The 16,833-nt window shown below is 46.4% G+C and carries 4 protein-coding genes; all 4 read right to left on the minus strand.

Features of this window, described 5'->3' with window-relative positions; translation table 11 throughout:
• Nucleotides 1-58: 58 nt before the first annotated feature.
• Complete coding sequence (locus tag KJB05_RS25605; protein WP_244142886.1) at nt 59-11,323, minus strand: DUF11 domain-containing protein; 11,265 nt, start codon at nt 11,321-11,323, stop codon at nt 59-61.
• Between the two features lie 199 nt (nt 11,324-11,522).
• The gene (locus KJB05_RS25610) at nt 11,523-12,014 is read right to left on the minus strand and encodes a DM13 domain-containing protein (RefSeq protein WP_208444301.1); all 492 of its coding nucleotides are present in this window, start codon (nt 12,012-12,014) and stop codon (nt 11,523-11,525) included.
• 352 nt (nt 12,015-12,366) lie between these two features.
• Nucleotides 12,367-13,284 carry an OmpA family protein gene (locus KJB05_RS25615; protein WP_208444302.1) on the minus strand — a complete coding sequence of 306 codons (918 nt, stop codon included), beginning with the start codon at nt 13,282-13,284 and terminating at the stop codon, nt 12,367-12,369.
• Between the two features lie 29 nt (nt 13,285-13,313).
• Nucleotides 13,314-16,829 carry a hypothetical protein gene (locus tag KJB05_RS25620; protein WP_208444303.1) on the minus strand — a complete coding sequence of 1,172 codons (3,516 nt, stop codon included), beginning with the start codon at nt 16,827-16,829 and terminating at the stop codon, nt 13,314-13,316.
• Nucleotides 16,830-16,833: the final 4 nt, after the last annotated feature.

Below are 16,833 nucleotides of genomic sequence, written 5' to 3' on the forward strand. Positions count from 1 at the left end.
CTTAACCGCTTGAGTGGTTGGCTGGAACTGGCCCAGCCTGCGTCTGTACTGCGAACGGTTAATCATCCCCACTGCTTTGAATACTGAAGTTAAATTTCGTCAGTTTGTTTGGTGTGATTCGGCGTACTTTCGGGTTCTCACTGACCACCTTCATGCCTGTCGGTAGCGAGTCTGTGTCAACTTTGACCAAGAACTGCTTACCTTTTTTATTCAACACCCACTGTTCTGGAACGTGGTATCGACCATATTGGTCTGTCTCGATGATGATGCCTTCGACCGTTAGCAGTCGAACGCCTGGGATACCGTCTTCGTAAAGTCCTTTGTTCTCTACGATGATTTCCCATAGGTACATATCACCATCTCGGTAGAGGTTTCTCACCACGTCGATGTTCTCTGCCGACAGACCTTTTTTCTTATCTCCTTTGTGCTTGGTAATCGCGTTACCTTGCTTATCGAACTCGATGTGCGTGCCGTTATCCGTTGTCACCTTGAAAGGGAAGCCTTGGCGAGTTCGTGTATTAAACTGGAACACCACTTTGTTGCTGTGTTCGAGGGTACGGTTACGAGATAGACCGAACAGCTCATCGACTTCATAGCCTTTGTCCACACTCGACATCACGACGTCTTGGCCTTTATGCTTCACCTTCACATCTTTCAGTTGAGTTTCAACACCATCTTGAGTAATGAAGGTCGACCCCGGTACGTAGTCGCCCGCGGCAAGGTCGACATCGATGTAAATGTCATCTGCCGTTGCGTCTGCTTGGAAACCGTCACCGTTGTGGTCTTCGAACACCTTGCCGATGATTGAAGCGGTATCGAATACCTTGTCTGGCATGATTTCGACCGTTGCACTGGCAAGGTTCGACTTCACAACGTAATTGGTCGTGGTGTTTTGTGCCGAGAAGCTTTCTGCCGGTGGCGCTTCGGCCCATGCTGTGTTGGTGTAAACGCCAAAGGTAGCACCGACGCTTACACGCATTAGGTAACGGATACGAACAGCATCAGCGGTTTTCGAATCGCCCTTGCCGTAAATATTCATGTCGCCGACTTCGAAGAACAGTTGATTGGTCTTCGTTGGCTCTACGGTGATTTGGATGTCATCCGAGGTATCAAATACGCCATCAGGACCACTGTTAATCATCTCAGTCGAGTCTGGAATGTAAGCAAAGCCGCCCGGATAGCGGTCAACCAAACGTACACCCGTGAATGGGTTGTCGTTTTCATTGGTAATCACGACTTCGTACTCGACAACTTCACCGACGCTCGCCTCTGACTTGCTCGCTACCTTGGTCACTTTCAGCATGCCTTCGTTGTAAGCTTGTTTCTTAACCTTAATCGTGACGTTGGCTGAGGCAGTCTCACCCGTTGACGCAGCGGCAGTGAACACGTTGGTAAAGTTATCGTCGATACCTTGGTTGATTTCACCCGTCACTACGATTTCATATTCATTACCTTGGTACGCCTTCATGGTGTGGTTAGAATCGACATTACTGTCTGAATCAACCGACACCACTACACCAGACTTGAGTTCGGTGATGGTCGCTTTCCATGTCGTGAACAACGGGTTTCCGTTGTTGCCGATGAGCTTGTCGATTTCATCCAACAGGTTGACGCTCTCCGCATCTGCAGAGCCTCGGTTGGACGCCGTCATCGTGAAGGTGATTTCATCGTCGTCGTTGGTGTATTCCGCTTTATCTGCCACTTTGGTTACCGATAAGATGATCGGTTGTGGCTTGATGGTCACGAAATCATCAGCAAGTACATCACTTTCAGACTTATCGTAGGCATAAGCGTGGTTGGTAATTTCTCCCATTGCGTCGGCGTTCACCACACCCGTGATTTCAATGTCCAACTTATCGTTTGGCGCAATAATCACACGGCTATTCACATCCAAATTGTCACCTTGAATCTGTGGTAACACGATGGTGCGATCGTCACTGTATGAGCTTGTCATGCTCCAACTGGTAAACGCTGGCGCTTCGGTGTCATGAATCGTATTCACCTTCAACTCTGAGATAAGATCTTTAAGTACTATCTCTTCGGTAAACGAGCCAGATTCATTACTTAACACCACGTGGTAAGTGACGTTTTCACCCGGACGGTAGTACTCATCATCGACGGTCTTCTCTAGCTTGACCGATTCTGGCATCGCCAATAGCATCGCGCTTGCTTCTTGAGTTTCACCGCGGAACACCGCACTTGCCGTGTTCTCAATCTCGCCCGTTGCGTACTGATTCACCAAACCAGTGATAACAAACTCAACCTCATCATTCGCTGCTATGGTCAGCGTTGAATCGATGTCGGTATTTACGCTTGGAATATTGGTAATATCAGTATCGGAACTGCCCTTGTTCACTTCGATACGCCACGAATCGAACGCTTTGACTGTCGTGCCATCTAAGCGAACCACTTCAAGATCACTGATGGCATCTTTCACCTCGACGTCTGTTGCTGGCACCGTACCTTCGTTCTTCACTTTGACGCGGAACGTCGCTTCTTTGCCCGGAATATAGAACTCAGTGTCAGCGGTTTTCTCGATAGAGATACCTTGCGATTGAGGTTGAATCGTTGCACTTGATTGCTGTGTGGTGCCGTTTAAATCTGCAATTGCCGTATTAGTGATTTCACTCGCTGCCAATGGATTGGTTTTCGCCGTAATGGTGAACTCAACAATGTCATGTGGCGCGATATCGATCACCGAACGAATATCTTGGTCATCAACTGGCATTGGCGTGATCGTTGTTCGACTGTCATTGTTAGTCGTCTCAATCTTCCAACTCTCGAAAGCACGTTCGTTTACACCGTAGATATTGACCGCTTTAATACCTGACAGAATGTCATCGAGCTCAATGTCGTTGTCGAAGCCATCAGTACCGTTGTAAACGCGAACATGGAACACCGCTTCCTCACCCGGAATATAAATTGGCGATTCGGCTGTTTTCTCTATCCAAACCTCTTCAGGTAGGGTTTCTAGCGTTGCCGTTGCATCGGTAGTCGCACCACCAAACTCAACCGTCGCTGTGTTAACGATGTTGGCTACCGCACTACTGTTGACTGTACCTGTGATAGCAAATTCAACCGTGTCGCCAGGTGCAATATCAAGGTTGGTAGAAATGTCACCGTTTGGTCCCGGTACCGTTTCTATGTTGGTACGTGGGTCGCCTTTAGTGGTCACGATAGTCCAATCATTCAACGCTGGTTCCATTGCCCCACCCGAGGTTTCCACTTCGAGTGAAGAAATGATGTCCTCGACTTTTACATCGGCCGCAAAGCCAGAACCGTTGTTGGTCACCTTGACACGGAATGTAGAGAACTCTCCCGGTTGGTAGTAACGCTCATCGGTGGTTTTCTCCAGAACAATATCGCCCGGACGCGGTTTCAACGTTGCCGTTGCCGTCACGTCTTTACTGTTGTGATTCAACGTTGCGGTGTTAATTATGTCGCCTGTCGCTTCTGTATTGACTAGGCCAATAACGTAAAGGGTAATGGTGTCGTTCGGTGCGAGGTCGATGTTGTAATCGATATCCTTATCGACAACAAGTGAGTTAGCATCGACTGTGGTCAGTGAACTGCCCGTAACATACTGAACCGCCCATTGCAGGAAGGCTTGGTTCGCCGTGCCATCAATGGTGTTCACGGTTAGCGCACCAATTTCATCTTTTAGGTTGATGTCATTCGCGTAGCTGTTGCCTTCATTGACGATTTTCAGGATGTAACCTGCCGCTTGGTTAGGGCTATAAAACTCGACCATTGGCTCTTTGGTGAAGGTTAAATCTGGGATCTTCGCGGTGCTGGTTGCCTCTGCTGTTTTTGTTGCACCGTTGTAAGTGACTTCCACTTGGTTAGTCACGTCACCTACGACTTCAGGGTCAAGCTCACCTTCAACAGTCAGCGTCACCACATCATTTGGACCGATGTCCAAGCTGCCATCTAAAAACTCACCAGTGGACGATGGGAACTTGGTGTCACCCGTCTGTGAAGATGCATTGAAGAAGATGGTGCCAGATTCAAACGCTTTTACTGTCGCGCCAGTAATACTGGTTGAAGTGATGTCGTTGACCAGATCTTTGATCGCCACATCACTCGCCCAGTTGGCTGTCGTGTTTTCGATCTTGATGGTATAAGTCAGCTTGTCACCTGATTCGTATTGGCTCTTATCGACCGTTTTATCGACTGTGAGATCAGCCGTTGCCGCCACGTAAGTCGCATCCGCAGTTTGCGAGCTGCTTGAATCGCTCACTTCTACTACGTTGGTGATATCGCCAACAAGGTCCGCTTTTACAACACCTTCGACATGAAGTTTCACTGTGTGGTCTGGGTGAATGTTGTAACGAATCTGATAACCATTGTCGCCAGTTACCTCAGAGCCCGCAATTGGTTGAGTCAGCGTTGGATCTGTACCATCGACAGTCACTGATGTTGCTGACCAAGAATCAAACGCGCGCACAGGTAATGTCGCCCCTGCCTTCTCTGCTCGAATCGTCTTCCAAAGGTCTGAAATCAACACATCGGTCGCATAACCTGTACCGGTATTTTTCACCTCAATGTCGTAACCAATGGTATCGCCCGGATGGTAAATCGCAGGGGTGATTGAGGTGACTTTAGTCACAGCAAGGCTTCCCGGCTCTGGGACGATAACTTTTTCTTTGAGGTTGTATGTGAAGTACTTGGTTCCTGAATTCAGTTTACCTTGTAGTTGGTTTGTAAACTCACCAACGGCATCATCACGAACATGACCAACGACTTCGATTAGGATTTCACTTTCTGCACCGCCATCAACTTTACCATTCATTTTCACGGTAACATCGATGTCAGTATTGGCTGCGATAGATTGAAGCGGTGCAATGTCACGGAACCCAGAAGCGTTACCGTCGCTCACCACACTTGCTGTTACTGCCCAATCTTTAAGTGCTGTCTGTTCAGAGCCATCAGCAACTTCAACCTTATATGTCGAGATCAAATCTCGAACGTTAATCTCTTCGTTTAGTAGCGTTTCATTTCGAATACGCATTTCATAACGAATCTCGGAACCCGGTGTGTAAGTTGGTGTGCTGGTCGACTTCTCTGCCGTTAAGCTTGAAGTACCCGGATCCAACACAATCGCATTACTATCAACATCATTCACTTTTGCAATATTTGTGATTGTGCCAGACGCATCCGCCGCTACCGTGCCGTCAATCTCAAACACAACTGTATCACCCGGCATCAAGTCGAACGCTGCATTCAGTGGCACGGTTCCTTGGTAATTACCCGTAATTGAGAATCTGTCTGGATCAGGCGCACTTACGATTGCCACACTATAGTCTTGGAATGCAGCCTTACCATCTGATGTATTAATGGTGTTTAGCTCATCAACGATAGTCGCGCCATTGGTAATACTGTCACCCACGTTGGTCACACTAACTTGATACTGAACTTGGCCGTTCGGGTTGTAGTGACAATCTGTGCCAGTCGTTGATGGGAAAGTACATGTGCCGCTGTCTGCGGTTGTACTCAGCACTGACTTCTCGAAGTTCAGTACGGGCACAACTGGTGGAATCACATCAGTTGTATCACTTTGGTTGCCTGCTTTACCTGTGTTGCCATCGATATCACCAAGAGCGTCCGGGCGAACTTTTCCTTTAACCGTAAACTCAATGACTTCTTCCGGAGCGATATCGACTAGTAGGTCAAGATCATCAGTCGCATCATAAGACTCGATGTAAGTGTCTTGGGTTCCCGTTGTACCTGTTGAAGTGAAAGTATGAGATATATCCGTATCTGAGAACGCTGATTTCGTCGTCCCACCGATCACTTCAACGCGAACGTTAGAGACAATATCTTGGATCACGGTTTGGTCACGCCACACGGGCTCGGTGTTGATCACCGTGAATTTGTAGATGACCTCATCTTCAGGTTTGTAGGTGTCACCGGATACATAAGATTTGCCATCGATTGAGACAATTTCTTTGCTCACCGACAGATTACTGCCCTCTGGCGTAACTTTCGCGGAATTGAAGTTACTGCCGTTGTATTTCGGTGTCGCAACAATCTGGTCGAGCGCATCTTGGCGGATCTGTGACTCCATGACAAAGTCAATCCAACCACCCGGCGCGATCGAAAGTACTGAAATATCGATATCTGCATTCGCACCACCAGTGTAGCCATCAATTAGTGTCGTCGCTTCACCCGAGGTAGTCGCGGTGACTGTCCAACCATATTGGCCAAATGCCGGTAAAGTTTGTGAGTCAGATTCGCCCGCTGCGTTTTGCGCAACACGTACTTTGACATTTGAGAACAACTCTTTCAGTGATTTATTGTACTCCAAACCTTTACCATTGTTCTCAATACGCAAGTGGTAAACGATCTTTTCGCCATCTGTCGTATGGTTGTAGGTGGTCTTGTGTGTTGCCAATGATGTATCAGTGTACGCTTTATGCGACTTAACAATGTTCACCGGCAGCATGTTCACCGGTTCTGACGGTAAGTTATGGCTGTTGTCTACCACTGCAACGTTAAGAATTTGACCTATCGCTTTCTCACTGATCTTCGCTTTGATCGTGTAAGTAACAAAGGTTCCGCCCGTTGCAAACTCATTAGCTGCTAGGTTGAACTTAGTATCGATATCACTGTTGTTACTGACAGAGCCCGCATCACTGATGCCACTCGAATCAAAACTGGTAACAATGGTCCATGAATCAAATGCACGTCCTTTACCACTACCATCGAAGTAATCGGTCTGGATCTTGCTGATTTCATCCTTGATTGGCATCTCATTAATGTGAACATTATTTAAGTTCTTCAGTGAGATTTCATACTCGATGTAACCACCCGGCGTATAACCACCACTTAACTCGGTAGTGCCATCCTGATCGTAAATTTTGGTAACATGTTTAGAGAAGTCGTACTTCTCAGCAGACGCTTTGGTATCCGCACTCACTGTATCACCATCGACGGTAAGCAAGTTCAAGAGCTCACCGACGGCGTTGTTGTTCACCTTAGCTGTGACAACGTATTCAATGGTTGTGCCTTTAGGGATGGATACATGAGTATCGATGTCTGCGTTATCAGCAATCTTGCCATCCAGATCGAGAATAGCCGAGGAGCTACCACTGACGATCCTTGGAACGACCGTCCAACCCGAGTCAAACGCTTTACCGCTTGTGCCATCGACAAGATCGACCATGATATTAGACAGTCGGTCGATAACAGGAATGTTGTATGCGTTGCCCTTACCATCGTTTTCGATCGTTAAGCGGTAAACCAGAGGTTGTCCCGGTTCATAGCTTGATTGATCTACCGTCTTGGAGAATGCTAGATGGTAGCTGTTCGGAATGACCGTGATGCCACCAATGGTAATTGTGCCGGTTGCATCTTCGCGCACCACACCCACGACTTCAAAGGTAACGGAATCTTTGCCAGCCACATCAATCGTAGTATTAATGTCTTGATTATCCGCAACAGTACCATCCAATGTGCCGTCGGTTGTGCCGTCGCCACCATTTGAGTCATCTTTCGAAACATCGACGGTGAAACCTTTATCAAATGGCGTCGCTAAAGAGCCATCCAACAACTGAGTCGTCACGCCAGTAATGTTTTCGCTTACAGCGTGGTCATTGACATAACCAGTTTGAGAAGAAACCGTCACTTGATAGGTAAGCGTATCGCCCGGAGAGTAGAAACGAGACTCTACGCCATTTACTAATAGTTTTCGTACTACGTCTCCACCATTGAAAGCGCGCTCCATTTCATGGTGAGAAACGTGCGATTCTTCGGTCACTTCACCAAAATCACGATATACGTAAGCGTCGTTTTCAATTTTGTCGTTTAGGTTCCCCATTGAATCTTGAGAACCAATAACGTTGTCTTTTACGTGAGCTTTAATTCGGAAAGTACGAAGCTCGCCCGGTTCAAGCGTCATTGTGTTCGAAGCAGCACCCGGTGGGTAAATAAAGTCTTCGGTAGTTTGAGGTTGAAGACCGCCACCGTCATCGAAATCAAACTGCCAGTATTCAAACGGAGATTGATCAGAGTAGTTTTCGTATTGGTTGTCTTTGTCGTTCGCTAAAACAGAGCGAATCTCTGTCAGCAAATCAACGACCTTAAGACCATTTTCGACATTCGCGCCATTGTTCAAAACACGAATCTCATAAGTGACGTCATCGCCTGGGACAAAACGTACTTTGTCAGCGGTTTTCAGAATCGAAACATTCAGCTTTTCACTGCTCGTCCCACCAATTTCTGCAGAAGAGGATTGGTTTAGATTGGTCGATGGATCGTAGATTTCAGCTGTGTTCGAGATTTCATCTTCGACGTAATCGTCTTTGACTTTACCTCTCACATTGTAAACAACGTAACCTTCTACCCCATTCACTTTCGGGTCGATATCGATGCGACTATCAATATTTCCATTGTTTGGATAGCCCGACTTTTCACCATCGTAACTGCCTGTTTTAAAAGGTGAGTTATTGGAATCCGTGTACGAAGTTATTTCCCATTCCGAGAACGCATTTAGACCTTTGATGTCATCTGTGACACGTACTTCGTTCGCATAACCTGGCCCCGTGTTCACAATGGTGATTTTAAAGTTAACCCATTGTCCCGGAACAAAAGCATCATCTGGTGTTGTTTTCGCAACAATCACTTTTGGATCATGAGGGTAAACAATAACTGTATCCGATGCAGATGATTGAACTGTTGAATCCGGTGTTTTGATTTCTGCTGTATTGTCAAATCGCGAGTATATAATCTCACTTTCATTTGAGCGGTCGATTTGTGCCACGATGGTGTAAACCACTTCAACATTCGGCGGGATTTGTGCCGTTGTATCTAGATCCGTATTTGGTGCAAAAGTACCGACGTCGGTGTACGCTGGATTGCCATCCAATTGAGGATCATCTGAGATAATCTCCGCACTGATCGTCCACGATTTGAACACTTGTTTTGATGTCGTATCTGGTTCCAATATCTTCGCGGAGATCGAAGATAAGGTGTCTTTTACAGCAACATTTGTCGCATAACCGTTTTCTTTATCGTTCTTTAAGCTGATTTGGTAAGTGACTTCGGTATCAAGCTTAGAATACGCAGTCTGTTCACCATGAAACCCGCTGTCAGTATTCGTCTTCACACGTTTGTTTAGCGCAATCGCAAAGTCGCGAGGATCAGAGCCTCGATCGGCATAGACAGAGCCATCAACAGTTACTTCGTTTGAGATATGGCCATTTGCTAAAGGGTTAGTCTGAGCAACGATGGTGTATTCAATGTAGGAGTGAGGCTGGAGCGTTGCTATCACATTTAAGTTATCGGGATAATCGATCTCGCCGGAGATGCCAGTATTTGAAGCCGTCGCTGGCGTACCATCGTCTTTAAACGCTTCAGCGGTGATCGTCCAATCCGAATAAGCATTGATTTCTTTGCCGTTGATATCGGTTGTTTTCACTGAGTTCAGGTCATCTAGCACCTGAACTTGGTTTGCAAAACCATCACCATCGTTCGTCACGGTAATGGTATAAGTAAGAGTCTGGCCTGAAGAGTAAAAACGGCTATCTACATCTTTACTCGCACGCAAGTTGTCATCTGGTGTTTGAACACCCGAGCCTTCTTCAGTGACGTTATCGTTAGAACAGCTTGGGTCGTCATCAAGAATGAGGCCTGTGCTGGTGTCATTGGTTTTCGCAGTCAGCTTGTACTTGATGGTTTTACCCGGTGCGATGTCCGGTGTCAGCGAGAGTGGACTTGATGTCCAAGCTCCATAACTAAAAGAGCCAGGATCAGAACCAATTGAATCTTCTCCGGAAATGACTTCAACTTTCCATTTTTCGAAAGCCTGCCCGTCACCAGCGCCACCCGCTTGCTCGGTAACAACACACGTCAAGTTATCTTGAACTAACAGGTTATTGGCAAAGTATTTTGATGAGCCATTTGTAACGGTAATTTCGTACTCAATTTCACCACCTGGTACATATTCGGATGCAGAAGTGGTTTTAGAAATAGAGATATCAGAATCCGTCACACTCAGCACTTTTTCTGCGTCAACCGTATCGGAAATAATGGAGCTCTCGACTAGCGAACCAGACTCATCTGTCACCGAAGCAGTAAAGCCTTGCAAAGTACCAATCGTAATCGGTGTTAGTGTTGCTTTAATTTGGTAAGTAATCGACTCACCCGGATAGATAGAAACGGTATCGTCAAAATCGACATCCGTCTGCGTGCTGCCTTGGTAGTCAGAAAGTGAGTTACTGCCAATGCTTGAAACCGTGATATCCCAAGTCGTGAAGGGGTTACCATCCACATCGGTGTTGTTGTAAGAAGGGGATAAATTGTTAGCTAAACCATTGCGGCTAACTAGGTCTTTAATGTTTTGTTTTACATGATAATTATGAGCAATCGCGCCACCGTTGTTACTCACCTTCAATTCAAAATCCACCTCACCGTTAAGCAGGTATGGCGATGTTGAATTGAGCGTGTGTCCCAGTTCAATTTCAGGATCAGATGGAGGAGTTGATAGCGGGTTGCCGTCGACCGTGCCAGCACGAGTCGTGGAGCTTGCTTGGGTATCAATATCGGAGACTAAGTCCGCAGCAACCGTTGCTTTGATGGTGTAAGTAATGTAACCACCAACAGAGATCTCCGCATCGGTGACTGACAAATCTCCTGTTGTTGCAAAGGTGCCCGCATCGCTCCCTGATGAAGCGACGGCACTAATGCTCACGCTGCTAAATGCACTCCCGGTTGTGCCATCTAACTTTTGTCCTGTTAAAGACGCAAACTCTTGCTCAATATCTAATCCTTTAACCGCATAAGCACCGTTATTGGTTGCCGTTAAAGAATAAGTCAGTGTGCCGCCAACATCGTATTCGGTCGGGCTAACGTATTCTTCCAGAAGATAATCGTATTCAGCCGGAGGGAAAGTAATTGTATCTGGGTTAGTAAAAGTCGTCTCTGTGCCGGAAACCGTTCCTTTTACTTCGGTGTTGCCAAGAACAATATCTTCAGCAGCATCACCAGCAACCGTCGCTTCAATTTGATAAGTAATACGCCCTAGCGGTAATAGGTTCGCACCGGTCACATTCAGGTTGCTATTGCTAGAGGAGTAAGTACCTGCATTCGTTCCTAGCGTATGAGTATCAGTAATCTTGATACTACTGAACGCCCTATTCGAACCAGACATCACATCCCAAATAGCATTCGTTACGGAGACATCACTGATCGTGCTGATCGTCGTATTTCGAACTTCAATTGAGTATGTAATGACCTGTCCATTTTCGTAAGGCAGACCGAATGTTGGATTAAAGGATATTTCTATTTCCCCTGCAGCTAATGCTTTGAAAGGAAGCAAAAACATCAGTAAAAACAAGGCTAGATAACGTTGAACAATTGGCACAATACTTTTCCGACTCATATAAAATATTAATTATTCAGATATTTATGACTAAGCTAGCAATAACGTCAAAAACTAGACGCTGGGATATTGGCGACATAAAAATTAACATTGTCACGTTTCTGTCATTTTTTATTCGGCATCAGTTAAAACTTTTGGGCTGTCAGTTCTGGTTCAGATTTGCGACAGATTCAAGCTGCGCAGAGGTAATAAATTCACCAAATGTTTCACACCAAATAATAACGGTCGTGTAGTTGTCTAAAGGCAGATCTTGAGGAAGAGTGACCATAAAACGGTCAAATGTTTTTACGTCACCCACATTAATCATTTGCGGCTTCAATCGATTGAAATCAGCTTCCGTTTCAACGAATGTTGGAGAGAGGTAAACTTTATAATCTGGGCCCGGAGCTAGCTCACCTTGGAACGCAACTGTGTCCTCTGTTAACCAGATCTCCCCTTCTCCCCAGTGTAGGAAATCACTGTCAGTTCGGTTGCGATCAAAAGAGCCTTGATACAGCACACCTTCAGTGGAATTAGAGATGACGGAAACATCAGGCGAATCCGGCTGAATAAGAATAGGCAGAGCGTAAATACCCGCAGCAAAACCAGCCAAAACACACAAAGTGTGGCTTACAAGCAACAAAATCCATTTCATAGTTATATACCTAGCTTTAGCTAACACGACGTCACTAATAAAGTTAGTCTATAAATCTCGCTAAATCAGGATATTACCCAAAACTCAGAAAATTCCTATATGTTTTTCAGGTCAATATCACAATTCTCGTTATCATATTGCGATTCTCGATACTTAAATTGAATAATTGTTATTCAGATAAGTGCAACTCATGGAAATACAAATGAAAATAATTTGTGCTAAGGGCAAAGCGGTTTTATTTCATTTGCCAGCGTTTGAGAAAGTAGGAAAGGAGGAGAAAATAGAGTGGAAATAAGGGATAAAGGTAAAAAAGCCAGCCTTTATTGATTCAATCCTAGGCTGGCTTTTTTAATTATTGTTTAGGTTGGATAGTTGGCTGCTCTATCGAACCTTCTTTGAATACGATGAAAGCTCTGCGGTTAAGGGCATTGGCCTCTTTCGAGCGTTCATTGATAACCGGTTGTAGCTCACCAAACGACGTCACTTCCCACAAGAATTGCGATGGGTCGATCTTGGTTTTTAGATACTTCACCACTTCAGATGCTCGGCGCTGTGCCAACTTCTCGTTGTATGACATCGAACCAATTTGGTCAGTATGGCCTGCGACAAGAATACTGCCCTGCAAACCTTGTAGCTTATCAGTGAAGCTGTCTAATTTGGCTAAATCTTCCAGCTTCAGTTCGGACTTGTCGAAATCGAAGTGCGGTGTCATCGCCATGTAGATTTTTCGATCCGGTTTAGGTGGCTCACAAAATGGCATTTCTTCATATTTTTGCGCCTCTTCGAACACCACAAAAGCACGACGGTTTTCAGCACGATCTTCATCGGTTTTACCTAGCGCTAATGGCTGCGTTTCACCAAAATACTTCACTTCCCAATCATAATGGTCTGGGTCGAGTTTTTCTTTCAGGAAGCTTTCCACTGATTGAGCTCGGCGCAGTGACAAGGCTTCGTTGTATTCCAGTGAGCCTTTGTAATCGGTATGACCGACAATGGTAATTCGACCGCTTAAGCCTTCGATTTCATGTACGAAGGCATTCAGACTCGTCGCATCTACGTCTCGAATGTTGTACTTATCAAAAGCAAAGTGCTCTGCCACAGCAATGTGAATTTCTCGCTCTGGCGCTAAACATTCACTGATTAAGAATTTCGATACGTCCAAGTCGGTAAACTTGTCTCGGTTCTCTTGGCTTACGTAAGTATCAGTGGCGCAACCAGCGATAAGCAGCGTGCCCACTACCCCACCAAGAAGACGAAGGGTTGTTTTCATAAATTCCTCTCACTCATTCACGGATGGGGTTATAACTTACCAACCAAGTTGATGAATACGCCTTGTGCGTCGTAGTCATCATCGTTGGTTAAGTCGCTATCAAAGGCAGAGAAGTTGTAACCAATACCGACTTTGAAGTTGTTGCCGATGTGCTTGTTCACTGACACCAAGGCACCATGTTCTAACTCATCATTTAAGGTGTCCGTTTTCCAGTGGTATTCACCAGTTACGTCCCACTCTTTCATCACTCGGTAAGAGGCGCTTAAGCCATACAGATCAATGTCACTTTTGACGATTTCGTTTTTACCGGATTCACGCGCAAAGACTTCTTCTTTGTCTTTGTGTGCGTATTTCGCGCCGACATCCCAGTTTTCATCGATGCTGTAAATCGCTTCGACTTCGATGATTTGGCTGGTTTCATCTTGGTAATCCACGTCGCGGTCTAGTTGGTCATAATCCGCAATGTAGGTATAACGGCTCAATAAGTTCAGACGATCGTTGTAGATTGGACGGTATGCTAAACCACCTGTTGCCTCAACAAAGCGCGCCATGGTCTCACCTGTGGTTTGACTCTCAGTAATCGAGTAGTTGTACTTACCAAACAAGGTGTGCTCTTCCGTTAAGCGATGCGTGTAACTGTTGGTCGTCACGATCTGCTCCAGCTCTCGTTGTGCAACATCGGGATCGTCTTCGTTCTTGTCGACACGGTATTCCAGTTTGTGGCTCAAGTTGATGTCATTCAAATCGATTGACGCGTTCAAGCTGACCGATTGTCGCTCGGTGATTTGGTTTTCATCGTCTTCGATTTCACCTTGTTGATAACCAATGCCCATTTCGACATCGTCTGTCACGTCGTAACCAAATCCGTACGAGTCGATACGGCCGTGGCCATCGTTTTCATCGACAAACTGGTTCTCTTGGTAGAAATCCACACTTGAAGTCAGGTCAGCACGCTGGCCGACAATCACGTTGTTTTCACCTTCGTAGTTGTCATCCACGTAAGTGACATAGGTAGAGTGGTCGTCAGAGACATCATACGTCACCGTCGCTTCGGCAATTTCGCCACGATCACCAGTGGTGTACTCACCACCCAGTGATAAGTCTTCCAACACGCGGAACTCAGCACCCACAGAAACACTGTCATTATCGTCGTAGTCGTCCGATTGGTTCATGGTGGTTTGGCCTTTGACGTACACGCTGTTGTCGCTGTCCCACATGTAATCCAAACGTAAACCCGCCAAGGTTGCATTACTTTGCTCATCGGCTTGGTTTAGCTCATCCACCTGTTGGCCTGCTGCAGACAGCTTGATGTGCTGAGTCAATTTGAATTGGGTTTCTAGCTCAATGGTCTCAGAATCTGTTTTCAGATTGCCATCCATGTCACGCTCTTCATTGGCAGAAAAACGTGATAACACTGCAATACGGTCAGTGGCTTGCAGGCGCAATTCCGCCCCATAAGCTTCTTGCTCAAGGTCGTCACTGCTGCTTGCATAGCTGTAACCGGCGTCTTTGTCTTTGTACCAAAGTTTGACGTCGTTACCGACCGCACCGAAGATGCTCGGAGCCAAGTCATACAAGTTCGCAACAGCTGTCACTTGAATGCTGTCACCTTCGCGGTCTTCTAGACTGTCACCAATCGGCGTAAAGGTTAAACCACCATCGTACGAGACAAAGTTCGACTCGGTTTGTCGGCCTTCACTGTGTGCGAATTCCGCTTTAATGAACGTTCCTTCCGTTGCGCGAAGCGTCAAATCAGAGCCGTAAACTTGGTAGTTTTGGTTGTCTTTCTCTTCCGTCGCGTAGGTGACGCCAAGGCCGATGTAGTCATTCACCCAGCCTTTCACACGGCCGCCGTAAGACATCGCATCCAGTGAGTCAGAGCCTTGTGGTACGTATTCGTAGTCCACAACCAGATAGTTTTCGTAATCGTCGTTGCCTTCAATCACGCTGCCGAAGCTGTCAGACATGATGTTATCTAACGGCTTAGTCAGGATAATTCGGCCTTGGTATGGGTCGAATTCATAGTCACGCCCCGGCTCTAGTGGCACTTCGTTTTGCGTTAAACCACTTTCATCCACGACCCTAACATAAACCTTGTCACTGCCTGGTACGGCTTCGCCGTGACGCAAGAAGTAAAGCGAGCCACCTGTGCCAAGAAATTCATCGTGTGCGTATAGGGAATCCGCTTCTGCCGCAAAACCAACGATGTTCAATCGGTCTTCACCATACTGAGTGGTATCGCGAGTGCGGTAGTCCGCTTTAAAGCCATATAAGCTGCGGTTGTAATCGCTGGTTTCTGTGCCTGTGACGCCCGTGTTGTAGTTACCCCACAAGTACTGCGACTTGTCGTATTCTACATTGAGGTAGACTTTGCCTTTGGTATTGACCACTTTCTCGATGTTCGAGCTGTCGCCATAGTTGCCGTAGTACAACTCGTCATCGTCTTCCAGAATGTCAAACACGTCTGAATCTTCCGATGCAAACGGATGCTTAAACATGTCTTTCAGTTCACTTTCTTTGGTGTCAAAGTGGGTAGTAATACGCAGCTTGTCACCAAACTTACCTTGGCCAAAGTACGCCAAACGACCTTGGTTATAGATGTCATTTTGGTATTGATCATCAACGCCAAGCGCTGCACTGTTGCCTGATACGTTGTTCTTACCGATGTACAAATCCGCCAAACCGGTTTGAGCATAGTAAGTGTCTGGGATACGCACGTAGAGTTGGTAACGGCGCTCATCGCCATTATCAAACACGACTTTGGTTGGGAATACATACGCGTCGGTAGGTAGGTACTGCTCTGCGTACAAGTTGCCATCTTCAACGTCGAATTCGTCTTCGCCAATGATGACTTTATCAACGCCTTTAAGGCCGGTACCAATAAACTTCGCCAGACCTGCGTCGGTCGGAATGTTGTGACGCATCAACTTAGCTTGGCCATAGCTGCGGCCTTTGCCTTCTTCGTCTTCGTTGTCGTTTCGGTCGATGTCCACTTCTGCATCCGGACGAACGAGATCCGTCACACCAACCGTAGTGACATCCATATTGCCGTCTTTGTCCCATGCTTTAAGTCGGAACAACAGCTGGCCACCAACATCAAACTGGTAGTCTACATCTGTAGCACCGTCCCAGTTGATGTCAAAATCGTTGGCCAACTTATCGCCTTCTAGAACAGCAATCGGCTCGGACAAACCAAAGTCGCCCACACGATAAACTTCAAGTTGGTATTTTTTGATGTAGTAGCTGTAGTTAGTGGTAATGGTGAAACCAACGCTATCGCGCAGCGTTCCCTCTTCCACCTCCAGCTCATCACTGACGCTCACATCAAGCACTGGGTCAAATCGCGTGATATCACGACTCGCCCAAATTGCGCCTTGGTCTAAATAAATACGCGATGCGTCGTCTTCTTGTTTTGGTGTTTCGACCGCGATGTCAGTGGTCTCTGACTCGAGTTTTTCTAACTTACTGGTATCGGCTGCCATGCCCATCATCGGCATGGCAGAAATAATACAGGTAGCTAAACGAGACTTGCTAAATACTTTCATACAA

This window comes from Vibrio sp. B1ASS3, assembly GCF_905175355.1.
In the GTDB taxonomy this organism is placed as follows: Bacteria; Pseudomonadota; Gammaproteobacteria; order Enterobacterales; family Vibrionaceae; genus Vibrio; species Vibrio owensii.